The organism is Sandaracinobacteroides saxicola (assembly GCF_014117445.1).
GTDB classification, from domain to species: Bacteria; Pseudomonadota; Alphaproteobacteria; order Sphingomonadales; family Sphingomonadaceae; genus Sandaracinobacteroides_A; species Sandaracinobacteroides_A saxicola.
Window position 1 is genome coordinate 1,027,590 of sequence record NZ_CP059851.1, and the last position, 23,378, is coordinate 1,050,967.

The following is a 23,378-nucleotide window of genomic DNA, read 5'->3' on the forward strand; positions in this document are numbered from 1 at the left end:
GGTCGTGAAGCTGGGGATTATCGGCGGGAGCGGGCTCTATGCGATGCCCGCTCTCGCCGATGCCGTTTGGCGCAGGGTCGAGACGCCCTGGGGGGCGCCGTCCGACGCGCTGCTGGAAGGAAGCATCGGCGGTTTGCCGGTGGCGTTCCTGCCGCGGCATGGGCGCGGGCATCGGCTGCTGCCGGCGGAGGTGCCCTATCGCGCCAATATCGCCGCGTTGAAGATGGCCGGGTGCGGCATGGTGCTGGCGCTGTCGGCGTGTGGCAGTTTCCGGGAGGCCATGCCGCCGGGTTGCCTGGTGATCATCGACCAATATGTCGATCGCACCCATGGCCGGGCGAAGAGTTTCTTTGGCGAGGGCATCGTGGGGCATGTGAGCGCGGCGGAACCGGTGTGCCGTGATCTGGCGGACCGGGTGGAGGCGGCGGCGCGCGCGGCGGGCGTGCGGCATGTGCGCGGCGGCACCTATCTGGCGATGGAGGGCCCGGCCTTTTCGAGCGCGGCGGAATCGCGGCTGCATCGGGCACAGGGGCTGGATGTGGTGGGGATGACCGGGCAGCCGGAGGCGAACCTGGCGCGGGAGGCGGAGCTGGCCTTCGCCGGCGTGGGGATGGTGACCGATTTCGACGCCTGGAGCGAGGCCCATGTGACAACCGCCGAGGTGATGGCGGTGATGGCGGCGAATGTGGCGGCGGCGCAGGCGCTGGTGGTGGCGCTGGCCGACGTGCTGACGTGCGATCCGCTGCCGCTGCCGAGTGTCGAGGGGTGGGAGCGGGCACTGGACGGGGCGATCGTGACGGCGCGGGAGCAGTGGCCGGCGGCGACGGTGGCGCGGTTGCGCAGTGTGGCGGGGAGGGTGATGTGAGGGAAATGAAGCGCGTGAGATGCCTTTTTCCCCGCTCGCTGGCCCCCTCCGCTCGAGTCCGCTTTGCGGCTCGAGTCGCTCCCCCGTGCCGGGGGAGAGGCGAGTTGTCCCTTTCTTCTCCGCTGCTTTTGGGATGGAGCGGGAGGGAGGGGAGATGAGGGATTTGTCGGCGGCGATACGGACGATTCCGGATTTTCCGGCGCCGGGGATCCAGTTCCGGGACATCACCACGCTGCTGCTGGACGGGGCGGCTTTCGGGGCGTGCATCGAGCAGCTGGCGGCGGTGGTGGGGGAGGATTTCAACCTGGTGGCGGGGATCGAGGCGCGGGGGTTCGTGTTCGCCGCGGCGCTGGCGCACAGCCTGGGCAAGGGTGTGCTGCTGCTGCGCAAGCGCAACAAGCTGCCCGGCGCGACGCTGGGGGTGAATTATGCGCTGGAATATGGCCAGGACCGGATCGAAATGCATGCCGACGCGGTGGCGCCGGGGACGCGGGTGTTGTTGGTGGACGACCTGATTGCCACCGGGGGCACGGCGAAGGCAGGCGCGGCGCTGATCCGTCAGGCAGGCGGCGTGGTGGTTCGGGCGGCATTCGTGATCGACCTGCCCGACCTGGGTGGGGCGGACGCGCTGCGCGCCGATGGCGTCGAGGTGGTGGCGCTGGTGGCGTTCGCCGGGCACTGAACGCGCGAAACCGTCGGCTCGACGGCGCGCCACGGCAAAATCCACGCCGGCTGCCACGCGGGCGACAACGCGGACGTGGGACCGGAGCGCCGTGTCGCCATCCGGCGGCGCGCGATGAAGCGTTCGATAAGGATCAGATGATGCGGTATGATTTTCTGTTGGTCGTGGCCGCGGCCGCGGCCGCGGCGGTGCCGGCACAGGCCGCCAACCAGCTGCTGTTCAGCAGCGGCGGGCCGGACGGGCGGATGGCGAGTGCCTCTGGGCCAGCACCGGGGGATGCGCGGGAGACCGAGACGGCGGATGACTTCGTGCTCGGCCGGGCGTCAAGGATTGCCGGCGGGCAGTTCACCGGGCTGGTGCCGCTGGGCGGCGCTTCGGTGCAGCAGGTGGAGATCGAATTCTACCGGGTGTTTCCCGGCGATTCGGCCAATCCGCCGTCCGGGCGCGTGCCGACGCGGGAGAATTCGCCGGCGGACGAGGATTTCGCCGCTCGGGACAGCGCGGCGGGTGAGCTGAGCTATCGCGGCGCGCTGGGCAATGCGCCCTTCACCGTGGCCAATTCCGTGGTGACGGGCATCAACCCGCTGCCCGGCGTGTTCACCGGTGGCGAGGGCGCGGTGACGGGCCAGCTGCTGACGGTGGATTTCAGCTTCGCCGATCCGCTGCTGCTGGAAGCGGGGCATTATTTCTTCCGGCCGGAAGTGCGGTTGAGCGACGGCACCTTCCTGTGGCTGTCGGCGGCGAAGCCGATCGTGGCGCCGGGGACGCCGTTCGTGCCAGACTTGCAGAGCTGGATCCGCGACAGCGGCCTGTCGCCGGACTGGCTGCGGATCGGGACGGACATCACCCGGGAGGCACCGTTCAACGCCAGCTTCAGCCTGACCGGGTCGGCGGTGCCGGAGCCGGCAAGCTGGGCGATGATGATCATCGGCTTCGGCCTCGTCGGCGCCGCGCTGCGCCGAAAGGCAGCCATCGCCTGAACGGAAACGAAGGGGCCGGCGCCCGATGCGCCGGCCCCGAACCGTCACGCACTCACCGCCACCATCGTCCGCCGCCGGCGCGTCGCCGCGCCCACCAGGCCGAATCCGGCGATCATCATCGCCCAGGTCGCGGGTTCGGGCACGGCGCCGGCGTAGCGGGCCTCGGCAAGGCCGGTCCAGGTGAAGCGGTCGCCATAGTTGTTGTTGAGGTCGACGCGGACATAGCGGGCCGTGCCGTCGAGCGCGAAGAGCTGGGCGGGTGCCGGCGCGCCGGTGGCCCTGGTCATCACGCCGGTGCCGGCGGCGGCGAAGCTGATCCCGTCGAGCGACGTGGAGAAAGCGATGTCGCGGGCGCCGCGGTCGAGGCCGAAATCGACATTATATTGCCAGAGCTGGGCCTGCCGGAGGATGACGTTGACGCCGAGGTCGAAGATGAGGAAGGCGGGTTCGCCGGTGGTGTCGCTCATCCAGTGGTTGCGGAAATCGCCATCGTGCAGCCCGCCGGACAGGCCGCTGCCGTTGATGAGGTTTTCCGGCAGGTAGAAGACGGGGAAGGTGCTGGACGCCTGGACCGCGACCGGCGTGATGACGGCGGCGGCGGTGGGGGTGGCGATGAGGGCCGCGGCGAGCGAAAAGGTTGCGACGGCGGCGCGGGAAAGGATGCTGGACACGATACTCTGTCTCCTCTGTAATGGTACAGTCGTCTTGCCGGCCGGTCATGACGCCATTGTGACGGCGGCTTGAGCCTTTGATGACACAGGGAAATCTGTTTCGGCGCCGGTTCCCGCCGGGAGTGGTCAGATGCCGGCGTACCATTCGTAGCCGCGGTCTTCCCAGAAGCCGCCCTTGCCGCCGGCAAGGGCGGCGAAGCTGTCGACGAGGTCGATCCGCAGGATATATTTTGCCTGCTTGTAGCCGAGCTGCCGTTCGACGCGCAGGCGCAGCGGGGCGCCGTGCGGGATGCCCAGCGGCGCGCCGTTCATGCGGTGGGCCAATATGGTCTGCGGGTGGAAGGCGTCGATGAGGTCGATGCTCTCGTAATAGCGGTCGCCCTCTGACAGGCCGCCGCCGAGATTGTCGGCGCAGTGGAAGACGGCGTAGCGGGCATTGGGGAGGAGGCCGGCGCGGGCGAGCAGGGCGCCGAGCTGCGGCCCCTGCCATTCGGCGATGGCGGACCAGCCCTCCACGCAATCATGGCGGGTGATCTGGGCGCGTTGCGGCAGGGCGCGCAGGTCGGCGAGGCTGAGCGAGAGCGGGGTCTTGACGAGGCCGGTGACCTCCAGCCGCCAGTCCGGGAAGCCACGGGCGGCGTCGGCCTGGTAATCGATGTCGTCGACATTGATGCTGCCGTTGGCGCGGAAGTTGCGGCTGATGTCGGCGCGGTCGAACTCGGCGGCGAGCGCGGTGCGGCCGATGAGGAGGCGCTGTGCGGCCTTGGTGAGTTTCTCGGTGTGGCCGAGGAGGTCGACGGTGGCGGGCGCGGTGGCGAGGCGGTCGCAGCCGGCGACGAGGGTGGCGGCGCCGAGGCCGAGGAGGGCGCGGCGGGAGGTGGGGACGGTCATTGGGGCAGCCTGAAACGGCCGGTGATCATGCCGCGCATCTGGTTGAAGGGGCCGGACAGCAGGACCATGGCGAGGTGGACGAGGATGAAGGCGACGATGCCGGTCATGGCGAGGAAGTGGAGGGTGCGCGCGCTCTGCCGGCCGCCGACGAGGGCGGGCATCCAGGGTGCGGCGGCGTTCATGCCGGGGGACATGCAGAGGCCGGTGTAGATCATGAGGAGGAGCAGCAGGATGACGCCGAGATAGGCGAGTTTCTGCAGGATATGGTAGCGGGCGGCGTCCTCTCCCCTGGGAAAGCGGAGGCGGGCGTGCTGGACGATGTCGTGCCAGATGTGGCGGGGTGCCAGTTCGGCGCGGGCGGGGGTGAGTTCCCTGAGGTGGCGGTTGGCGAGGCTGAGGGCAAGGAAGGCGATGAGGCCGGCGACGAAGATCCAGGCGGTGAAGAAATGGATCTGGCGGGCAAGCGCGAGGTTGCGCGGGCCGGGCAGCGTGGCCCAGGCGGGGAAGGCGATCGCCGTCTGGCCCGGCGCGCTGACGCCGAGAACTCCGGTGGTGTCGAACTGGTGGCCGAGGACCTGGGTGATGCCCTGGAGCCGGCCGTTGCCGGCATCCGCCGAGCCGATGAGGAGCAGCGAGGGGTCGCCATAGTTGCCGGCCTTGCCCCAGTGCAGCATCGGGTGGGCATTGAAGATTTGCAGCCCGGTCATGATGAGCAGGATGACGGCGAGCGCGTTCACCCAGTGCCAGAGGCGGGTGGGGAGGCGGTGGCGCTTGATCAGGGTCATGCGGCTTCCTTCTTTTGGCAGGCTATCATGACGGCGGGACATGACAAGCTACGGACGTGGGGCGCGGGCGGTTGCAGGAGCGGCGGGATGGCGGATGCGGACGGGGCCGGGGCGCGGGCGTGGGCGGCGCAGGACCTGCAGCGGCGGATGGTGGCGCGGGCGGCCGCGGGCACGACCGAGATGGCGGCGGCGCCGATGCGGGTGGCGGCGAGCGCCTATACCTGCCCCGAACGGTTCGAGCGGGAGCGAGTGGCGCTGTTCCGGCGGATGCCGCTGGTGGCGGGCCTGAGCCGCGACCTGCCGGCGCCGGGCGACGTGATGCGGTTCGAGGCGGCGGGGCCCTCGATCATCGTGGCGCGCGGGAAGGATGGCGTGGTGCGGGCGTTCCGCAACCTGTGTACGCATCGCGGGGCCAAGCTGCTGACGGGGGAGGAGGGGGTATGCGAGCACCGGGCGCGGCTGACCTGCCCGTTTCATGCCTGGACCTTCGACCTGGAGGGGCGGCTGGTGGGGCAGCCGGGGAAGGCAGGGTTCGATGGCGGCGACGCCCTGTGGCCGGTGGCGTGCGAGGAGCGGCACGGGGTGATCTTCGTGCAGCCGGAGGGGGCGATGGACCTGGACGCGCATCTGGGCGAGCTGGAACCGGTGCTGGCGATGCTGGAGCTGGGCGGCGCCGAGCCGGTGAAGCGGGGGCATATCGATGCCGCGACCAACTGGAAATATGCGCTGGACACCTATGGCGAGGGCTATCATTTCGCGTCCTTGCATCCGGGGAACATCGGCATCACCCACATTAGTGACGTGGCGGTGGTGGATGAGCTGGCGCCGTTCCATCATCGGGTGAGCTTTCCCACGAAGGCGATGGCGGCGTTGCGGGGCGTGCCGGAAGCGGCATGGCCGGCGATGGATTATGGCGGCGTGCATTATCTGTTTCCGAACACGGTGATCTTCGTGGGCGCGGTGGAGCCGGGGAAGACCTTCGTGCAGCTGTTCCGGCTGTTTCCGGAGAGCGTGGGGCAGATGCGGTGCCAGTTCGCGGTCTATGCGCCGGGGGGCGTGCGGGACGCGACGCACCGGGCCGAGGTGGCGATGGCCTATGACATGACCGAGGCGGTGGTGCGGACGGAGGATTACCGGGTGGCGGCGGAGGCGTTCGCCAATCTGCGCGAGGCGCCGGCGGGGTTCGAGCTGGTGCTGGGACGGAATGAGGGGGTGCTGCAACGCGCAGCGCGCAGCATGGCTGCGATTAGCGCGCAGCGCTAACTCGCAGACTCATGCAAGCGTGGCCGGCGTGCGGTTGGCCGGTGGCCAACCGACACGTCCGACAGCGCGGCTTTGCCACGCTTCTTCTTTCTTTCTTTTGTTCTTTCGCTCTCTCCGCCTCGCCCACCGCTCGAGTTCGCGCGGCTTGGCCGCGCAGGGGCGGTGGTTCGGGGTTGGTGTGGACGCGCTGGCCCCCTCCGTCAGACTTTGCCTGACACCTCCCCCGCAGGCGGGGGAGGGGCTTTGAAACTTGAGCTGATAGTGTGAGCGGAGTGTCGAATGGGCCCCGGGCCCCTGGTCGAGCCCGGGGTGACGGGGTGGGTGAGGCTGTTGGTTTGTTGCGGGTAGGAAATCTGGAAGGTTTGTCGCAAAAAGTGACAGCCTGAATCAAAGGGTTAGCGATTTCGGGGGCTTTGGGCGGGTCGCGGGCTGCCTGGCGCTGTTGTCGATGGACTCGGCTAATGCCAATATGGTTATCATGGGCGAGCGGCTTTGGCAAGTGTTTTCGGAGGGAGCGGTTGCGTGGGCGCGTGGCCTTGGGTAGATTGCGGCGCCCGCGGGTGTCGGGCTGGAGTGGTTATGCGCGAGATTGCGGGCGGTCGATAGCCTGAGGGGCTGAGGCGGGGTGGTGCGGGCGTCCGGTGGGCGCGTGCCGCCCTTGGCATGACCGACTAATTTCGGATTTCATCGATGAATATTTCGCGCTTTGAACAGCGCGTGCTGCATGAGCTTGCCAAGGGCGGGCGGATCGACGTGGTGCGGCTTTCCAACGGGAAGGTGGCCGCGGTGACATGCTTCACGCGCGAGGGGTTCGGTTTGGCGGATTGCACGCTGGCGGTGTTCAACCGGCTGTTGCGGCGGGGGTTGATCCACTCGGCCGGCGGGCGACCCTATGCGATCAGCCGGGAAGGGCGGCTGGCGGTGCGGGGGCAGCTGGACAACCGCTAGAGTGCATTTCGGAAAAGTGCGAAGCGGTTTTCCGATAAAAATGCACGACAACAAAAAGATAGACCCGCATTTTGATTCCATCAAAATGCAACAGGGTCTAGGGTGGGGTGCTTGCGGGGACCGTGCCTTCCCGTGGCTTCGCGGCGGGCGTACAATTCCCTCACCCTCCCACGGCTTCGCCGCAGGCCTATCCCTCTTCCGTTCCACGGGAGAGGGATAGGGCTGTTGCTGCGGTGCAACAGGGGTGGGAAAGGCGTGGGCGGTGGGGGTGGCAGACTTCCAACTGTCATAATTCATCGCCATGCCGGCGCCAGACGAATCGTGCGCGGTATCGACCGTGTTTGTCCGGACAAAAACTGTAACAAGGGTGATGGCGATGATGATGCGGTCTTTGCGGCTTGGCTGTGCGTTGGCGGTGTTGGCGGTGGCGGCGCCGGGGGTGCGGGCGCAGGACGTGACCGGCACGGTGCGCGGTGACGTGACCGACGAGAATGGCGCGCCGATCCCGAACGCCACGGTGACGGTGGTGCACACGCCGTCGGGCACCCGCAGCGTGGTGGCGACCGACCAGTCCGGCAGTTTCAGCGCGTCGAACCTGCGCATCGGCGGGCCGTTCGCGGTGACGGTGTCGGCGCAGGGGTTCGACACGGCGACGACGACGATCGCCAGCATCTCGCCGGGGCAGCCGCAGCGCATCGACGTCTTCCTGGCGGCCGTGGGGACGACGATCGCGGTGACGGCGAACCGGCTGCGGTCCTCGATCGCGATCGCCAGCGGGCCGGCGACCAGCCTGAACGTGAACGACATCCAGGGCATCGCGACGATCAACCGCGACATCCGCGACCTGGCGCGGCGCGATCCGTTCGTGACGCTGGATCCGACCAACAGCCGGGCGATCAGCATCGCCGGGCAGAACAACCGGTTCAACCGGGTGACCGTGGACGGCATCGCATTCGGCGATCCGTTCGGGCTGAACAACGGCGGTCTCGCCTCGATCCGCGGGCCGGTGCCGATCGACGCCATCGGCGAGTTCACGGTGGAAGTGGCGCCGGCGGACATCCAGCAGGGCGGCTTCCAGGGCGGGGCGATCAACACCGTGCTGAAATCCGGCGGCAACGAGTTCACCGGCAGCGCCTTCTACACCTATTCCGACGACGGTCTGGCGGGGAACAACACGCGCGGGCAGATCGTGGACCGCAAGTTCCGGTCGAACAACATGGGCGCGCAACTGACCGGGCCGCTGATCAAGGACAAGCTGTTCTTCGCGGTGACGTGGGAGCGGCTGCGCGCCGCGGTGCCGGCGTTCGTGGGGCTTCAGGGTGAGGGCTTTGCCAACAGCATTCCCGGCCTGACGCGCGCGACGGTGGACCAGATCAAGGGGATCGCCACCAGCCGGTACAAGTATGACACGCTGGACGTGGCGAAGAATGTGCCCGAGACCGACGACAAGGTGGTGGCGAAGATCGACTGGAACATCGCCGACGGGCATCGCGCGGCGGTCACCTACATCTACAACAAGGGCGACATCCTGGCCGGGCAGACGCTGGCCTCGACGCTGGCCACCACCTCGCCGACCCTGTCGCTGCAATCGAACAACTATACCCAGGGCGAGATCAACCATTATGGGGTGTTCCAGCTGAACGACGAGTGGAGCGACGTCTTCTCCACCCAGGCGCGGGTGAGCTATAATGACTACAAGCGGTTGCAGGTGCCGTTCAACGGCCGGACGCTGGGCCAGTTCACGGTGTGCACCGATCCCGTGTCCACGGGTTCGCTGACGAGCTGCACGGCGCCGGCCGGCAGCCCGCAGAACCCGCAGGTGGCGTTCGGACCGGACGTCAGCCGGCAGGCGAACGAGCTGCGGGTGAAATCGCTGGCGATCGAATTGCAGGCGCTGATCAAGAAGAATGATCACAGCGTGAAGATCATCGCCGAACGGCGCAGCCAGGACATCGACAACCTGTTCGCGCAGAATGTCAGCGGCGACTTCTATTTCGACTCGATCGCCGACCTGCAGGCGGGCAAGGCGAACCGGCTGGTGCTGGCGGTGCCGGTGAACGGTGACATCGACAGCGTGCGGGGCAAGTTCAAGAACATCAACTGGACCTTCGGGGTGCAGGACGTGTGGGACGCGGCGGACGGGCTGACGCTGACCTACGGCTTCCGCTATGACCTCTATGAGACCGGCGACGTGCCGGCGCTCAATCCGAATTTCGTGGCGCGCTATGGCTTTGCCAACAATTCGACACTGAACGGCCGGGGGATCTTCCAGCCGCGCTTCGGGCTGAACTGGCGTGCGAGCGACCGCTTCCGGGTGCGCGGCAGCCTGGGCGTCTATGCCGGCGGATCGCCGAACGTGTGGGTTTCCAACAGCTATTCCAACCCCGGCACGGCGCTCAACCAGACGACGATCCAGCGGACGGCGAGCGGGTTCACCGGCGTGGCGGACTTCGGCGGGCAGACGGCGAACCAGATCGGCTCGGCGTCCATGGACAATGTGCTGGGCGGGCAGGCGATCCCGGGCATCCTGCAGCAGTTCATCCAGCGCGGGCTGTCGAGCCTGGCAGTGACCAACGCCATCGATCCGGCGTTCAAGATCCCGAACCAGACACGGGGCGCGCTGAGCTTCGACTATGCGGTGAATTTCGGCGAGACGCTGGGCGACGACTGGAATTTCGGCGCGGACGTTGTGTGGAGCAAGGTCAACCAGGGCATTGCCTGGACCGACCTGCGTTCGGTGCGGAACACGGTGGGCAATGGTGTCCTGCCCGACGGGCGCCCGCGCTATCAGCAGACGGTGAACAATCTGGGGACGGGCGGCAGCAGCCTGGCTGACGGCAACCAGGACGTGCTGCTCTATAACACCAAGGCCGGTTACAGCTGGAACATCGTGGCGCGGATGCGCAAGAAGTGGGACAATGGCATCAGCATCGGCGCCAGCTACCTGTGGCAGCGGGCGAAGGATGTGAACAGCGGCACCAGCTCGGTGGCGCTGTCCAACTACTCGCAGACGGCGGCGGCGGATCCCAATTTTTCCGCTTATGGCACGAGCAACTACCAGATCGACAATTCGCTGAAGCTGTCGTTCGGCTATGAGACCGAGCTGTTCCGCGATGCCAAAACGCGGTTCGACCTGTTCTTCGAGAGCCGGGCGGGGCAGCGTTACAGCTTCACCTTCGCCGACACGACGCCGACGCGGTCGAGCGTGTTCGGGACGACGGGGACGAACAACCGTTACCTGATCTATGTGCCGAACGTGTCGAGCATCACGGCCGATCCGCGCGTCAGCTATAGCAGCCAGGCTTTCTTCAACGACTTCCAGAAGTTCGTGCAGAACAGCGAGCTGAACGCCTATCAGGGGCAGATCGCGCCGAAGAACCTGGGACGGGCACCGCGCTTCAACAAGCTGGACCTGCGGGTGAGCCAGGAAATTCCCTTCTTCTATGGCAGCAAGTTCGAGCTGTTCGGCGACATCGAGAATGTGCTGAACCTGCTGGACAAGGACTGGGGTTCGCTGCGTCAGGTGAGCTTCCCCTATTATGGCACGCTGGCGAACGTCAGCTGCGTGCAGACCGTGGGCGGCCTGCCCACCGTCAACCCGGGGCAGCCCTGCGCGCAATTTGTCTATACCGGGCGGACCGGCGGCAATTTCAGCGCGCCGGCGCTGACCTTCGACAACATCAGCCTGTGGCAGATCCGTATCGGCGCGCGGTTCAAATTCTAGACCTTGGGTTTCGTCACGCGGGGGCCGTTCGGGAGACCGGGCGGCCCTTTTGCTTGAAATGGCGGCGCGGCGCGGCTAGCAGGGCGGGACAGGCCGTGCCCCTGTGGCGGAACTGGTAGACGCGCTCGACTCAAAATCGAGTGTCTTCGGATATGCCGGTTCGAGTCCGGCCGGGGGTACCAAGCATTGCGCTATGCCGGGATGATCTGGCGCTTGCGGACCAGGCTGGTGAGGAAGCGGCCGGCGGCTTTGGGCGTGGTGAGCCAGCGGATGCGCAGGTTGCCGGCGAGCACCTGGGTGACGATCCAGGGGGCTACGGTTTCGACGCGGTCGGCGAGGATGTTGTAGAGCTTGCGTGATTTTTCCCAGCCCGCCGGGTCGGTCTCTCGGGCGGACAGCACGAGGTCGGTGACGACGATGCCGGGGCTGATGGTGCCGAGCCGCACGGGGCTGTCCTTCAGCTCTTTCTGCATCGACCTGGTGAAGTAGCCGAGGGCGCGCTTGGTGGTGCCGTAGAGGGTAAGGCCGGGGGCGGTCATGCCGTCGCTGCCGAAGCCCTCGAAGCTGTAGATGGTGCCGTGGCCTTGCACGGTCATGCCGGCGAGCGGGATGGTGGTGCCGAGGAAAAGGCCGTGGAGGTTGGTGCGGACGACAGCATCGATGTCGGCGTCGGTGTAGGCAGTGAACGGGATTTTCGGCCCGGTGATGCCGGCGTTGTTCACCCAGATGTCGACGGTGCCGAAGGCGGCCCGCGCCGCATCCCACAGCGCCTGCATGTCGGCGCGGTTGCCGACGTCCGCGGCGTGGTGGGGTTGGCCGAGGGCGGTGGCGGCGGCGGCGAGGGTGGCCGGGTCCCGGCCGGAGAGCATGACGCGGTGGCCGCGCCCGACAAAGGCCGTTGCCATGCCGAGGCCGATGCCGCGGCTGCTGCCGGTGATGACGATGTTCATGGGCATAATGTTGACCGGTTGGTCATGATTTGCAAGCGGCGGTTATCCGGACAACGGACAGCCGCGCCTGTCGCGGGGAGGACGCCGCCGATTGACGCCGCGGGCCGGGATATGAGAGGATGAGACATCAGCATTCTTCATGGCGGGGGGAAGAGTGATGTCAGGCAAGACATGGATGCAGCTGGCGTCGGCGGTGGCGGCAGCGATGGTCGTGGCCGGCTGCGAACCGGACGGGCTGGCCAAGGTGGACAGTGTGCGGATCATGCCGGCGCAGCTGACCTGCGGCGAGGCGAGGACGGTGACCGCGACAACAGTGGGCGCGGGTGCCGAGCAGGCACAGGTGGTTTTTTCGAACAATGGCCCGGTGACGCTGGCGACGCCGGCGACTGTGCAGGCCGCGGCGGCGGCGAGCGGGCGGGGCGGCGAGGCGCTGTTGGCGGTGACGGGCGGGGTGGTGGTGAAGCCGACGCAAGCGACGGTCAGCGCCGAGGTGAAGAACAGCGGGCAGAGCGCCATCACCGGCACTGTGACCGTGACCCCCTGCCCGGGCACGGCCGGCCACACCGCGGGGACGGGGTGGGCAAAAGGGACGCGGGGCACGCCGGCCACGGGGGACCCGGTGGTGACGGTGACGCCGGTGGTGACGGGCAAAACGCTGACCGCGCTGTCGGTGGCGGTGGCGGGCAGCGCCGGTGCCTATAAAATCCGCTCGATCGACCTTGTACAGGCGGCGGACATCGAGAAGCCCGGCGTGTCGCCGGCGGCGTCCGGTAGCGGATCGCTGCCGGCCGGTGTGTCGCCGGCGAAGGGCTGGTTTTATTCCTTCAATCCGTGCGTGGCGGCGCCGGTGCGGTTCAGCGGGCTGGCGCTGGCGAAGGCCAAGGGGCCGGTGACGTTGAAGGTGCGGCTGTGCGAAAGTGTGGAAGCCTCGGCGGAGGTCGAGGTGGAGGTGCCCTGAGGGCCGGGCTGTCATTGCCGTTCCGGCCGACTATATCGGGGACATGGAGATTGGCTGGCTGAAAGCGCTGCCGGAGGGCCTGTGGTTGCCGGGGCCGGACGTGTGGATCGATCCGTCGCGGCCGGTGGCGCGGGCGATCGTGACGCATGGCCATGCCGACCATGCCCGCAGCGGCCATGGTGCGGTATGGGCGACGCCGGAGACGCTGGCGATCATGGACGCGCGCTATGGCGCGCAGGTGGCGAACCCGCTGGCCTATGGGGAGCGGACGGTGTTCGGCGACGTGGGCGTCAGCCTGCATCCGGCGGGGCATGTACTGGGGAGCGCACAGGTGCGGCTGGAATGCGGCGGCACGGTGGTGGTGGTGAGCGGCGACTACAAGCGGCGGCCGGACCCGACCTGCGCGGCGTTCGAGGCGGTCGCCTGCGATGTGTTCGTGACCGAGGCGACCTTCGCGCTGCCGGTGTTCCGGCATCCGGATGACCGGGGTGAGGTGGCAAAGGCGCTGGCGCGGTTGCGGAGCGAGCCGGCGCGGTGCCTGCTGGTGGGGGCATATGCCTTGGGGAAGGCACAGCGGGTGATCGCGCTGATGCGTGAGCTGGGCTGGGATGCGCCGATTTACCTGCATGGCGCGATGGTGCGGCTGTGCGCGCTGTATCAATCGCTGGGGGTCGAGCTGGGCGAGCTGCGGCCGGCGGCGGGGGTGGCGATGGAGGCGCTGGCGGGTCAGGTGGTGCTGGCGCCGCCCTCTGCATTGAACGACCGCTGGAGCCGGCGGCTGCCGAGCCGCGAGGAGGGACCGATCACGGCGTTCGCCAGCGGCTGGATGCGGGTGCGGCAGCGGGCGAAGCAGAAGGGGGTGGAATGCCCGATCATCCTCTCGGACCATGCCGACTGGGATGAGTTGACGGCGACGATCCGCGAGCTGGCGCCGAAGGAGGTGTGGGTGACGCACGGGCGCGACGATGCGCTGGTGCACTGGTGTGGTTTGCACCAGATCCGGGCGCGGGCGCTGCATCTGGTGGGGCGGGAGGATGAGGATGAGTGAGAAACTGTCCGATAAATCGCCCAGGGCGGGCTGCAAACGCCGATTTTCTGCGCTTCGATGCTCACGCACCGTAAGTGCGCTGCGCTTCGATGCTCGAAAATCAGCGTTTTCGCCTCACCCTGAGCAATTTCTCGAACAGTTTCTGCGGCCGGAGGCGGCGACAGTCTGGAGCAGGATTGCGCAGCAATCGTGCAAAGACCTTCGACTCGCCGCAGTCCCGGACGACGGGCGGGCAAGGCCCGAGCCGTCCGACGAGTCGGCTTTGCCGACCTTTTCTTCTTTTCTTTTTCCTGCACCGGACCCGGCGGCTTTGCCGCGGGCCGGGGTGCGGGTGGGGAATGCATCGCTTTGACGTCATCGGCATCACCCCTCCGTCCGCTGCGCGGCCACCTCCCCTTGCAGGGGAGGATCGAGGGACGGTGAACAGTTTCGCGCAGTTTGCCGAGTTGCTTGACGCGCTGGTGGTGACGCCGGGGCGGAATGCCAAGTTGCGGCGGATCGGCGAGACGTTGCGGGCGATGGCGGAGCCGGACCGGGGGTGGGCGCTGGCGGCGCTGACCGGCGAGCTGGACCTGCCGGCGGTGCAGCCGAGCGTGTTGCGGGCGTTGATGGAGGAAGCGGTCGATCCGCTGCTGTTCCGGTTGAGCCGGGACTATGTGGGGGACCTGGCGGAGACGGTGAGCCTGTTGTGGCCGTACAGCGACCCGGAGCAGCCGCCGGGGCTGGACGCGATGGTGGGCATCCTGGCGCGGCTGGGGCGGGCGGAGGCGCCGGGGGTGGTGCGCAACCTGTTGTCGCGGCTGGACATCACCGGGCGCTGGGCGTTCATCAAGCTGGCGACCGGGGGCATGCGCGTGGGGGCGGGGGCGCGGCTGGCGAAGCTGGCGTTCGCGCAACAATGGGGCGTGGATGTGGGAGAGGTGGAGGAGCTGTGGCACGGGCTGACCCCGCCCTATGCCGAGCTGTTCGCCTGGGGCGAGGGGCGCGGGCCGAAGCCCGACCTGTCGGCGCGGGCGCTGTTCCGGCCCTTCATGCTGGCGCACCCGCTGGAGGCGCCGGAGACACTGCATGTGCCGGACTGGCTGGCCGAGTGGAAATGGGACGGCATCCGGGTGCAGGTGGTGCGGGTGGGGGGCGAGGCGCGGCTGTTCAGCCGGACGGGGGATGACGTGTCCGGCAGTTTCCCGGATGCGATCGCAACGCTGGCGCGCGACCTGGTGCTGGACGGCGAGCTGATGGTGCGGGGCGCCGATGGCGGGCTGGGCAGTTTCAATGCGCTCCAGCAGCGGCTGGGGCGGAAGGCGCCGTCGGCGAAATTGATGGCGGAGGCGCCGGCGTTTGTGCGCGCCTATGACCTGTTGTTCGATGGGGCGGAGGATGTGCGCGCCTTGCCGCTGATGGAACGGCGGGCGCGGCTGCGGCAGGTGGTGGCGGGGCTGGACCCGCTGCGGTTCGACCTTTCCGAGGACCTGGAGGCGGCGACGCTGGATGAGCTGGCGGCGCTGCGGGCGGCGGCGCCCGATCCGCTGATCGAGGGGTTGATGCTGAAGCGGCGGGACAGCGCCTATGTCGCCGGGCGGCGGGCGGGGCTGTGGTACAAGTGGAAGCGGGCGGCGCTGACCGCGGATTGCGTGCTGATGTATGCGCAGCGGGGCAGCGGCAAGCGCAGCAGTTTCTACAGCGATTTCACCTTTGGCGCGTGGACGGAGGATGGCGGGCTGCTGCCCGTGGGCAAGGCCTATTTCGGGTTCACCGACGAGGAGCTGAAGTGGCTGGACAAGTTTGTGCGGGCCCATACCGTCGCGCGGTTCGGCCCGGTGCGGGAGGTGGCGAAGACGCTGGTGCTGGAAGTGGCGTTCGACAGCATCGGCGAGAGCAGCCGTCACAAGAGCGGGCTCGCCATGCGCTTTCCGCGGATCAGCCGCATCCGGACGGACAAGCCGGCGGCCGAGGCGGATACGGTCAAGGGGTTGCGGGCGATGGTGGCGGGACAGGCGTGACTATGTTAGCCTGATCGGGCATGGAGGGGATGTCGGATGCGGGGATTTCTGCTTTTGGCGGCTGCGCTGGCGCTGTGCCCGGCGGTTCAGGCGCAACAGAATAGTGCCAAGGTCATTCCCGGGGCGCTGTTACAGCCGTCGATGCTGGCAAAGGTGGAGGTGAAGACGGCGGCGCTGCTGTCTCCGCAGGCGAGAATGGCCGAATTTCTGAAAAGTTGCCCCGAATGCCAGACTTTGGCGACGCCGACGGGCAGCGTGCAGCTGGTGCCGACGGGCGGCACCTATGTGATGCAGCAGAAGGGCAATCCGTTCGGCAATGCCTGTGGGCCGGAGCTGACGACGGCGGAAATGGCCGGTTTTCGCAAGCGCGTGGAGGCGCTGGTGGGTGCCGCCACGGTGAAGTTGATCGCCGACAAGGCGGCGGGAACGACCTGCCCGCAGCAGCAGCTTTCGCAGGACCTGACCCGAATCCTGCTGGGCGATGATGTCGTGATCAGCCGGGGCAAGCCGTGAGCCGCTGGCTGTTGCTGTTTCTGTTGTTGTGGCCGGTGGCAGCGTTTGCGGAAACCGCCGAGGAAGTGGCCAAGCGGCTGGGGGCGCCGGCAACGCATGCTTCGGAGGCAGCGGCCGATCCGTGCCTGGCGTTGGGCCCGGCGCCCAACCCGCGCGCGGAGTCCCTGTGCGCGTGGCAGTTCCAGGCGGCGATCGAGGCGCAGAAATATAATGCCGCGGTGCATCGCTATAACGCGCGCATGTATGAGCGACACCAGTTCTGGACCGAGGCGGCGGCGGTGATGGTCTATGTGCTGACGACCTCCGGGCTGGTTTTCGCGGGCTTGCAGTTTTTCGGCTTCGGTGCGCGGCGGCGCAAAGGCGAGGCCGATCCGACGGCGACGACGTTCAAGTTCGGCGGGATGGCGGAGATTTCATCCCCGGTGCTGGGGCTGGTGGTGCTGACCATCAGCCTGGGCTTCTTCTACCTATATCTGACGCAGGTTTATACGATCCGGGAGACAGCGCCGGCGGTGGCGCGGCCATAGCGGCATGCTGACGCGGTCGGTATTTTTGGGCTGTTGCGATTGGCACGGCTTGGCAGGCTGCGAAAATTAACTTTTCAGTTGATTGTGGGAGGGGCCCATGCGGGCATTGCTTACGGCGGTGGCGATGATGATGGCGGGCCAGGTAGCGGCCGAGCCGGGGCGGTTGTTGGTGAAGGTGCCGCTGGCGGGGGCGCCGGTGGGGGCGGAGGCTTGGCCCATCCGTTATGAGACGCACGACCGAGACGGCCGGCGGACGGAATCGACGGGGATGGTGATCGCGCCCAAGGGGGCGGCGCCGGCGGGCGGGCGGCCGGTGGTGGCGTGGACGCATGGCACGGTGGGGGTGGCGGAAGCCTGCTCGCCGTCGAAGCTCTACGGGCCGAAATCGATCCCCGGGCTGGCGGACATGATCGCCCGCGGCTGGGTGGTGGTGGCGACCGACTATCCGGGGCTGGGGACGCCGGGGCCGCACGCCTATCTGGTGGGCAGCGCGGCGGCGCGGGCGGCGCTCGATTCGGTGCGGGCGGCGGGGCGCATCCCGGCGGCGGGGGCGGGGACGCGCTTTGCCGTTTGGGGGCACAGCCAGGGCGGGCATGCGGCGCTGTGGACCGGGCAGCGGGCGCGCGCCGAGGCGCCGGAGCTGACGCTGGTGGGCGTGGCGGCGGCGTCTCCGCCGACCGACCTGGTGGCGAATTTCGGCGCGGCGGACCCGAAGGCGCGGGCGGTGCTGAGCGCCTTCGTGGCGACGAGCTGGGAGCGGGTCTATGGCCTGAAGCTGGGCGACCTGGGCAACCGCACCACGGCGGGGGTGATCCGCAGCTTCGGCAAGGCGTGCCAAGGCGAGGGCAGGTTCGGGACGAAGGTGGATGCGCTGCGGCTGATGGTGCGGCTGGGCGATGTGAACATCGTCGACCGGCCGGCGTGGCGGGTGGTGGCGGCGGGCAACTCGCTGGGGCGGGAGCCGATCGGGGTGCCGCTGCTGGTGACGCAAGGGGCGGCGGATGACCTGGTGCGGGCGGGCGTGACCGAGCGCTTCGTGGGCGAGAGCTGCAAGCGCGGGGAAGTGGTGCGCTATGTAAGCGTGGCAGGCGGCGACCATGCCGGCAATGCGGTGGCGACGGCGGCGACGGCGGTCGCGTGGATGGCCGACCGGTTCAGCGGCGCGGCAGAGGCGGGGACGTGTCGGGCACCGCGATAGGCGGGGCGGGCGGATCGCTCAGGTCGGGGCGGGCGCGCTGCTCGGCTCGCAGGGTGCGGATGGTGGACTCGTCATCATCCTCGATGCCGATGAAGCGGTTTTCGGCCTTGTCCAGCGCGTGGATGATCTCGTCGAGCTTGGCGTGAAGGGCGGCGCTGTCCCGGTTCTGGGTATTCTGGATCAGGAACACCATCAGGAAGGTGATGATGGTGGTGCCGGTGTTGATGACGAGCTGCCAGTTTTCCGAATAATGCAGCGGCGGGCCGAGCACGGCCCAGCCGAGGATGAGCAGGCAGCAAAGGCCGAAGGTGGCGGGCTTTCCGGCGACATGCGCGACCGAGGAGGCGGCGCGGCCGAAGCGATGTTCCAATGTCTGATGCTGGGTCATGGGGCCTCAACGTTCCGGGAGGGGAGAGTGTCCGGTGACATCGCGTTCACGGGGCGGTGGGCGACGCTTTCGAGCATAGCGCGGGCGAGCCGATGCATGGCGTCATCGATGAAGGCGGGTTCGATGGTGGCGATGACGCCGAGGCCTTCGCGCAGCGAGCCGATGAGGATGCCGAGTGCGGCGGGTTCGACGTCGGCGGCGATGTCGCCGCGGGCGCGGGCGGCGGCGATGCGGGCGATGAAGGTGGCGCGCACCCCGCTGTAGTGGGCGTGCAAAATGGCGTGGATGCGGGGGTTGCGGCTGGCCTCCGCGAACAGGTCGAAAGCGAGCGGGCCGGCGAGGAGGAGTTCGGGACCGAGGCCGCCGACATTGCCCAGCCCGCTGTTGTGGTCGGAAGCGGCGGGCGGGCCGATGGCGCTCTGGATCAGGTCCTCGAAACTGTGCAGGCGCTCGGCAAAGCCGCGGATGAGCGCGAGGTCGGTCTCTGCCATCGCCTCGATCAGCGCCTCTTTCGACGGGAACCAGTGGTAGAGCGCGCCGGTGCCGATGCCGGCCGCCTTGCAGATGGAGGCCATGGTGGCGCCGTGCAGGCCGCGTTGTCGGAAGCAGGCGGCGGCGGCGCGCAGGATATGGGCGCGGCGGGCGGCTTCATGCTCGGCGGAACGGGGGCGGGGCATGGGGACATTATGGCGCTTGACGGCAGCGGCGCAAGGGTTATTGGAATGACTGTTCCACTAACGGAGTCGCCGCGTGCCCTGGATTGCCCTTCGGATGCTGACCGGCGACCGAGTCAAATATTTCGGGCTGATCTTTGGCATCGCCTTTTCGACCCTGCTGATCGCGCAGCAGGCGACGCTGTTCACCAACCTGATGCTGCGGGCGGCGGCCGGGGTGTTCGACGTGAGCACGGCGGACATCTGGGTGATGGACGCGAAGGCGGTGAACACCGAGGGGACGCTGGCGCTGCCGGCGACCGACCTGTTCCGGGTGCGCGGGGTGCCGGGCGTGGCCTGGGCAGTGCCGCACCTGCGCGAAGGCGGCAGCGTGCGGACGCCGGAGGGGCGGCTGGAGCGGGTGAGCGTGATCGGGGTGGACGACGCGACGCTGACCGGGCTGCCCAGCCGCATGGTCGAGGGGGTGCGGGAGGGGTTGTTCGAGCCGGGGGCGATCCTGGTGGACCCCATCGGCTTCAAGAAGATTTTTCCCGGCGAGGGCCCCAAGGTGGGGCGCGAGCTGGAGCTGAACGACCGCCGCGCGGTGGTGAAGGGGATCGTCGACGGCGCGCCGACCTTCACCGCGGGGGTGCTGTTCTATACGCGATACAGCCAGGCGCTGGATTTCGTGCCGGGGACGCGCAACCGCATGACCTTCGTGCTGGCGAAGGCGAAGGCGGGCGAGGATGCCGCCGCGGTGGCGCGGCGGATCGAGGCCGTCACCGGCCTGAAGGCGCGGACGCGCAACGAATGGGCGTGGGACAATATCCTCTATGTGGCGACGAGCACGGGGATTCCGATCAATTTCGGCATCACCGTGCTTTTGGGGCTGATCGTGGGGATTGCCATCGTCGGCCTGACCTTCAGCCTGTTCATCCGTGACAACATCAAGCAGTTCGGCGCGCTGAAGGCGATCGGCGTGACCAATGGCGCCATCCGCGGCATGGTGCTGACGCAGGCGCTGTGGATCGCCGCCATCGGCTTTGGCATCGGCGCCGGGCTGACCGCGCTGTTCATCAGCGGCAGCAGCAATTCCGATGCCTTCAAGGGATTCTACCTGCCGTGGGAGATCATGGCGGGGACGGGCGTGGTGGTGTTCATCATGGTCATCCTGACCGGGTTCGTCGCCATCCGGGGCGTGCTGAAGCTCGAGCCGGCGGAGGTGTTCCGATGAGCGCGGCGGCGATTGTCCTTGACGGCATCACCAAGGGCTTCGGCAGCGGCGAAACGCGGGTGGAGGTGCTGCACGGCATCTCGTCGCGGATCAACGCCGGGGAGCTGACCTATCTGGTGGGGGAATCGGGGTCTGGGAAGACGACGCTGATCTCGATCATCGCGGGCATCCTGTTTCCCGACAGCGGCGGCGTGGAGCTGTTCGGGACGCAGCTTTATGACCTGAGCAAGGACGCGCTGGTGCGGTACCGGCTGGCGAACATCGGCTTCATCTTCCAGCAGTATAACCTGCTGCCGACGCTGAACGCGGCGGAGAATGCGGCGGTGCCGCTGATCGCGGCCGGTGTGAAGCGCGCGGAAGCGGTGGAACGCGGCGCCGAGGTGCTGGGGCGGCTGGGCCTGGGGGCGCTGGCGAAGCGCATGCCGCGGCAGCTTTCGGGCGGGCAGCAGCAGCGGGTGGCGATCGCCCGGGCGCTGGTGCACGAGCCCCGCCTGATCGTGTGCGACGAGCCGACGGCGGCGCTGGATGCGGCCAGCGGCCGGCGCGTGATGGAGGTGTTGCGCGAAGTGGCGCTGGTGCCCGGGCGGGCGGTGCTGATCGTGACGCACGACAACCGCATCTTCCCGCTGGCCGACCGCATCATCGGCATGGAGGACGGGCGCATCACGTCCGATGGCAAAGAGATTCCGGCAGAGGACATGCACGCATGAAGAGACCCAGTTTCGGGCGTTACGGCCTGCCGATCATCGCTGTTGTGCTGCTGCTGGTGGCGCTGGTGATCATCCTGCGGGGGGCGCCGGACCGAAGCATGACGGAACCGGCCGCGCTGCCGCCGGTGGCGCCTCAGGCACAGGCGAAGAGCGGCAGCGTCTCCGGCGCCGGGGTGGTGGAGCCGTCGAGCGAGCTCATCCAGGTGACCGCGCTGGTGCCCGGGGTGGTGCGCGAGGTGCGCGTGGTGGCGGGCGACCGGGTGGTACCGGGGCAGGTGCTGATGACCATCGACGACCGCGACGTGGCGGCGCGGCTGCGGCAGGAGCGCGCCGGGCTGGACTATGCCCGGCGGGCGCTGGCGAGCGCCGAGGTGGAGGCGGGCAATGCGCGCCGGCAGGCGGCGTTGCTGGCCGGGGTGGCGGATCCGCGCGCCGTGAGCGAGCAGGCGCGGATCGACCGGAAGGGCGCGCTGGAGGCGGCGGAGGCCCGCGTGGCGCTGGCGCGGGCGGATGTGGCGCGCGCGCAAGCCGCCGTGGCGGCGGCGCAGACGGAGATCGAGCGGCGGGTGATCCGGGCGCCGCGCGCGGCGGAGGTGCTCCAGGTGCGGACGCGGCCCGGGCAATATGTGACGGCGGGGCCGCCGCCGGGGGGGAGCAGCGATCCGGCGATGACGCTGGGCGAGACCCGCCCGCTGCATGTGCGGATCGACGTGGACGAGACCGAGATTCCGCGCGTGCAGCAGGGGGCGCCGGCGATGGTGAGCGTGCGCGGCAATGCGCGCCAGCAGGTGCGGGCGACCTTCGTGCGCCTGGAGCCGCTGGTGGTGCCGAAGCGGAGCCTGACCAATGCCTCGACCGAGCGGGTGGATGTGCGGGTGTTGCAGGTGATCTATGCGTTGCCCGCGAACGCCGAGGGTTTTTTCATCGGGCAGCAGGTGGACGCCTTCATTCCCGCCCGCCAGCCGGCGGCGGCGAAATGAGGGTGCTGCTTGGCCTTGCGGCACTGTGCATGGCGGGCTGCGCGGGCGTCGGGGAGCTGAAGGGCCTGCCGGCGGGGACGGTGCCGGCGGCGTTCGGTGAGACGACGGTGGGGATGGACCGGGCGGCCTGGTGGGCGCGGTTGCGGGACCCGGCGCTGGAGGCGCTGGTGACGCAGGCGATGGCGGATGCGCCCGATGTGCAGGTGGCGCTGGCGCGGGTGATGCAGGCGCGCGCCGGGCTGGATGCGGCGGGCGCGGCGCGGCTGCCGAACGTGAATGTCGACGCGACGGTGACGCAGCAGCGCACATCGCTGGACCAGTTTGGCTTCACCCTGCCGCCGGGCCAGCGGTTCGAGCGCGAGCGGACGACCTTCAATCCGGCGGTGAGCGCGAGTTATGAAGCCGACCTGTTCGGCCGGCTGGCGGCGGGATCGCGGGCGGCGCGGGCGAGGCTGGACGCGGCGACCGCCGATGCGGCGGCGACGCGGCTGACACTGGCGGGGGACATTGCCAAGGGCGTGTTCGCGGTGCGGACGCTGGACCTGAGGATCGCGGCGGCGCGGGACAGTGTGGCGCAGGCGGAGATGCTGGAGCGGCTGGCGCGCGACCGGGTGCAGGCGGGGCTGGTGAGCGCCAGCGAGGCCGCGAGCGCGGCGACGCTGACCGCGCAGGCGGCGGCGGTGGCGCCCGCGCTGGAATCGGCGCGCGCGGCGGAGGTGGCGGGGCTGAGCGTGCTGAGTGGCCTGGGCGTGGCGGAGGTGCGGCGGCTGCTGTCCGACGGGGCGGGGCTGCCGGTGGCGGATGCGCTGCCGGTGGTGGATGTGCCGAGCCTGCTGTTGCAGCGGCGGCCGGACGTGGCGGCGGCGGAGGCGCGGCTGCGCGCGGCGGACGGCGACCTGGCAGCGGCGGTGCGGGCGCGCTACCCCAGGTTGACCTTGACCGGGTCTTTGGGGTGGCTGGCGACGACGACGGCGGCGCTGTTCGATCCGGCGACGCTGGCGGCGAGCGTGGCGGGGACGCTGAGCGCGCCGCTGCTCGATTTCGGCCGGGCAACGGCGGAGGTGGACCGTAACCGCGGCGCGCGGGCGGAGGCACTGGCGGGCTATCGGCGGGCGGTGCTGCTGGCGATCGGCGACGTGGAGCAGCAGCTGGTGGCGGCACGGACGGCGCGGGAGCGGCAGGCGCGGCTGGCGGCGGCGGCGCAGGCGGCGGCGGATGCCGAGGGGCTGGCGGGGGCGCAGTTCCGCGGCGGGCTGACCAGCATGACCGACTGGCTGAACGCGCGACGGACGAAACTGGCGGCGCGTGATGCCGAGCTGGAGGCGCAGGGCGAGGCGCTGGAGCGGGCGCTGCTGCTGTGGCAGGCGGCGGGCGGTCAGGGCTAGGGCGGTGTTTTCCGGCGGCCGGCCG

At 68.9% G+C, this 23,378-nt stretch carries 23 protein-coding genes and 1 tRNA gene; 18 read left to right on the plus strand and 6 right to left on the minus strand.

Features of this window, described 5'->3' with window-relative positions; genetic code table 11:
• Nucleotides 1-4: 4 nt before the first annotated feature.
• The 3 genes from H3309_RS05145 to H3309_RS05155 all read left to right on the plus strand — a co-directional run bounded on the left by H3309_RS05145 (nucleotide 5) and on the right by H3309_RS05155 (nucleotide 2,527).
• Nucleotides 5-865, plus strand: a complete 861-nt coding sequence (locus H3309_RS05145; RefSeq protein WP_182297684.1) for a phosphorylase family protein — start codon at nucleotides 5-7, stop codon at nucleotides 863-865.
• A gap of 154 nt (nucleotides 866-1,019) precedes the next feature.
• The gene (locus H3309_RS05150) at nucleotides 1,020-1,547 is read left to right on the plus strand and encodes an adenine phosphoribosyltransferase (RefSeq protein ID WP_182297685.1); all 528 of its coding nucleotides are present in this window, start codon (nucleotides 1,020-1,022) and stop codon (nucleotides 1,545-1,547) included.
• 137 nt (nucleotides 1,548-1,684) lie between these two features.
• On the plus strand, nucleotides 1,685-2,527 hold the full coding sequence (locus H3309_RS05155) for a PEPxxWA-CTERM sorting domain-containing protein (RefSeq protein WP_182297686.1): 843 nt from the start codon (nucleotides 1,685-1,687) through the stop codon (nucleotides 2,525-2,527).
• Between the two features lie 44 nt (nucleotides 2,528-2,571).
• Here H3309_RS05155 and H3309_RS17175 read toward each other — a convergent pair whose 3' ends face one another.
• The 3 genes from H3309_RS17175 to H3309_RS05170 all read right to left on the minus strand — a co-directional run bounded on the left by H3309_RS17175 (nucleotide 2,572) and on the right by H3309_RS05170 (nucleotide 4,874).
• Nucleotides 2,572-3,198 carry a PEPxxWA-CTERM sorting domain-containing protein gene (locus H3309_RS17175; protein WP_243453849.1) on the minus strand — a complete coding sequence of 209 codons (627 nt, stop codon included), beginning with the start codon at nucleotides 3,196-3,198 and terminating at the stop codon, nucleotides 2,572-2,574.
• Between the two features lie 126 nt (nucleotides 3,199-3,324).
• Entirely contained in the window at nucleotides 3,325-4,089 is a 765-nt protein-coding gene (locus tag H3309_RS05165; RefSeq protein ID WP_182297687.1) for a molybdopterin-dependent oxidoreductase, read from the minus strand.
• Nucleotides 4,086-4,874, minus strand: a complete 789-nt coding sequence (locus H3309_RS05170; protein ID WP_243453850.1) for a cytochrome b/b6 domain-containing protein — start codon at nucleotides 4,872-4,874, stop codon at nucleotides 4,086-4,088. Before H3309_RS05170 ends, H3309_RS05165 begins: the two co-directional genes overlap by 4 nt.
• Before the next feature lie 87 nt (nucleotides 4,875-4,961).
• On the opposite strand from H3309_RS05170, the gene H3309_RS05175 reads away from it, so the two are divergent.
• The 4 genes from H3309_RS05175 (at nucleotide 4,962) to H3309_RS05190 (ending at nucleotide 10,991) form a co-directional block, all read left to right on the plus strand.
• Nucleotides 4,962-6,137 carry an aromatic ring-hydroxylating oxygenase subunit alpha gene (locus H3309_RS05175; protein WP_182297689.1) on the plus strand — a complete coding sequence of 392 codons (1,176 nt, stop codon included), beginning with the start codon at nucleotides 4,962-4,964 and terminating at the stop codon, nucleotides 6,135-6,137.
• A 690-nt stretch (nucleotides 6,138-6,827) separates the two neighbouring features.
• On the plus strand, nucleotides 6,828-7,085 hold the full coding sequence (locus tag H3309_RS05180; RefSeq protein ID WP_182297690.1) for a YjhX family toxin: 258 nt from the start codon (nucleotides 6,828-6,830) through the stop codon (nucleotides 7,083-7,085).
• 376 nt (nucleotides 7,086-7,461) lie between these two features.
• On the plus strand, nucleotides 7,462-10,809 hold the full coding sequence (locus H3309_RS05185) for a TonB-dependent receptor (RefSeq protein WP_182297691.1): 3,348 nt from the start codon (nucleotides 7,462-7,464) through the stop codon (nucleotides 10,807-10,809).
• Between the two features lie 97 nt (nucleotides 10,810-10,906).
• A tRNA-Leu gene (locus H3309_RS05190) sits at nucleotides 10,907-10,991 on the plus strand.
• Nucleotides 10,992-11,000: 9 nt separating this feature from the next.
• On the opposite strand, the gene H3309_RS05195 is transcribed toward H3309_RS05190, so the two are convergent.
• The gene (locus H3309_RS05195) at nucleotides 11,001-11,759 is read right to left on the minus strand and encodes an SDR family oxidoreductase (RefSeq protein WP_182297692.1); all 759 of its coding nucleotides are present in this window, start codon (nucleotides 11,757-11,759) and stop codon (nucleotides 11,001-11,003) included.
• Between the two features lie 157 nt (nucleotides 11,760-11,916).
• On the opposite strand from H3309_RS05195, the gene H3309_RS05200 reads away from it, so the two are divergent.
• From H3309_RS05200 to H3309_RS05230, 7 genes are all read left to right on the plus strand, one after another.
• The gene (locus H3309_RS05200; RefSeq protein ID WP_182297693.1) at nucleotides 11,917-12,717 is read left to right on the plus strand and encodes a hypothetical protein; all 801 of its coding nucleotides are present in this window, start codon (nucleotides 11,917-11,919) and stop codon (nucleotides 12,715-12,717) included.
• Between the two features lie 43 nt (nucleotides 12,718-12,760).
• Nucleotides 12,761-13,765: a ligase-associated DNA damage response exonuclease gene (locus H3309_RS05205; protein WP_182297694.1), complete on the plus strand. Its 1,005-nt coding sequence runs from the start codon at nucleotides 12,761-12,763 to the stop codon at nucleotides 13,763-13,765.
• Complete coding sequence (locus H3309_RS05210; protein ID WP_182297695.1) at nucleotides 13,758-14,117, plus strand: hypothetical protein; 360 nt, start codon at nucleotides 13,758-13,760, stop codon at nucleotides 14,115-14,117. Before H3309_RS05205 ends, H3309_RS05210 begins: the two co-directional genes overlap by 8 nt.
• A gap of 67 nt (nucleotides 14,118-14,184) precedes the next feature.
• Nucleotides 14,185-15,765: a cisplatin damage response ATP-dependent DNA ligase gene (locus H3309_RS05215; RefSeq protein ID WP_243453851.1), complete on the plus strand. Its 1,581-nt coding sequence runs from the start codon at nucleotides 14,185-14,187 to the stop codon at nucleotides 15,763-15,765.
• A gap of 36 nt (nucleotides 15,766-15,801) precedes the next feature.
• A complete protein-coding gene (locus tag H3309_RS05220; RefSeq protein WP_182297697.1) occupies nucleotides 15,802-16,278 on the plus strand; it encodes a hypothetical protein in 477 nt (158 codons plus the stop codon).
• On the plus strand, nucleotides 16,275-16,805 hold the full coding sequence (locus H3309_RS05225; RefSeq protein ID WP_182297698.1) for a hypothetical protein: 531 nt from the start codon (nucleotides 16,275-16,277) through the stop codon (nucleotides 16,803-16,805). The genes H3309_RS05220 and H3309_RS05225 overlap by 4 nt, the downstream gene beginning before the upstream one ends.
• Before the next feature lie 97 nt (nucleotides 16,806-16,902).
• Nucleotides 16,903-18,003 (plus strand): lipase family protein, encoded by a 1,101-nt coding sequence (locus H3309_RS05230; RefSeq protein ID WP_182297699.1) that lies wholly within the window; start codon nucleotides 16,903-16,905, stop codon nucleotides 18,001-18,003.
• Here H3309_RS05230 and H3309_RS05235 read toward each other — a convergent pair.
• Together H3309_RS05235 and H3309_RS05240 are read right to left on the minus strand one after the other, a co-directional pair.
• Nucleotides 17,960-18,391, minus strand: a complete 432-nt coding sequence (locus tag H3309_RS05235; RefSeq protein WP_182297700.1) for a low affinity iron permease family protein — start codon at nucleotides 18,389-18,391, stop codon at nucleotides 17,960-17,962. The genes H3309_RS05230 and H3309_RS05235 overlap by 44 nt on opposite strands.
• Nucleotides 18,388-19,068 carry a TetR/AcrR family transcriptional regulator gene (locus H3309_RS05240; RefSeq protein WP_182297701.1) on the minus strand — a complete coding sequence of 227 codons (681 nt, stop codon included), beginning with the start codon at nucleotides 19,066-19,068 and terminating at the stop codon, nucleotides 18,388-18,390. Before H3309_RS05240 ends, H3309_RS05235 begins: the two co-directional genes overlap by 4 nt.
• A 73-nt stretch (nucleotides 19,069-19,141) precedes the next feature.
• Between H3309_RS05240 and H3309_RS05245 the strand changes: the two genes are divergently transcribed.
• From H3309_RS05245 to H3309_RS05260, 4 genes are read left to right on the plus strand one after another with little or no spacing between them, the layout of a single operon-like run.
• Nucleotides 19,142-20,278: an ABC transporter permease gene (locus H3309_RS05245; protein WP_182297702.1), complete on the plus strand. Its 1,137-nt coding sequence runs from the start codon at nucleotides 19,142-19,144 to the stop codon at nucleotides 20,276-20,278.
• Nucleotides 20,275-20,988, plus strand: a complete 714-nt coding sequence (locus H3309_RS05250; RefSeq protein WP_182297703.1) for an ABC transporter ATP-binding protein — start codon at nucleotides 20,275-20,277, stop codon at nucleotides 20,986-20,988. Before H3309_RS05245 ends, H3309_RS05250 begins: the two co-directional genes overlap by 4 nt.
• On the plus strand, nucleotides 20,985-21,968 hold the full coding sequence (locus H3309_RS05255; protein ID WP_182297704.1) for an efflux RND transporter periplasmic adaptor subunit: 984 nt from the start codon (nucleotides 20,985-20,987) through the stop codon (nucleotides 21,966-21,968). Before H3309_RS05250 ends, H3309_RS05255 begins: the two co-directional genes overlap by 4 nt.
• Nucleotides 21,969-21,997: 29 nt before the next feature.
• Nucleotides 21,998-23,353, plus strand: coding sequence for an efflux transporter outer membrane subunit (locus tag H3309_RS05260; RefSeq protein WP_182297705.1), 1,356 nt, complete (start codon nucleotides 21,998-22,000; stop codon nucleotides 23,351-23,353).
• Nucleotides 23,354-23,378 lie beyond the last annotated feature (25 nt).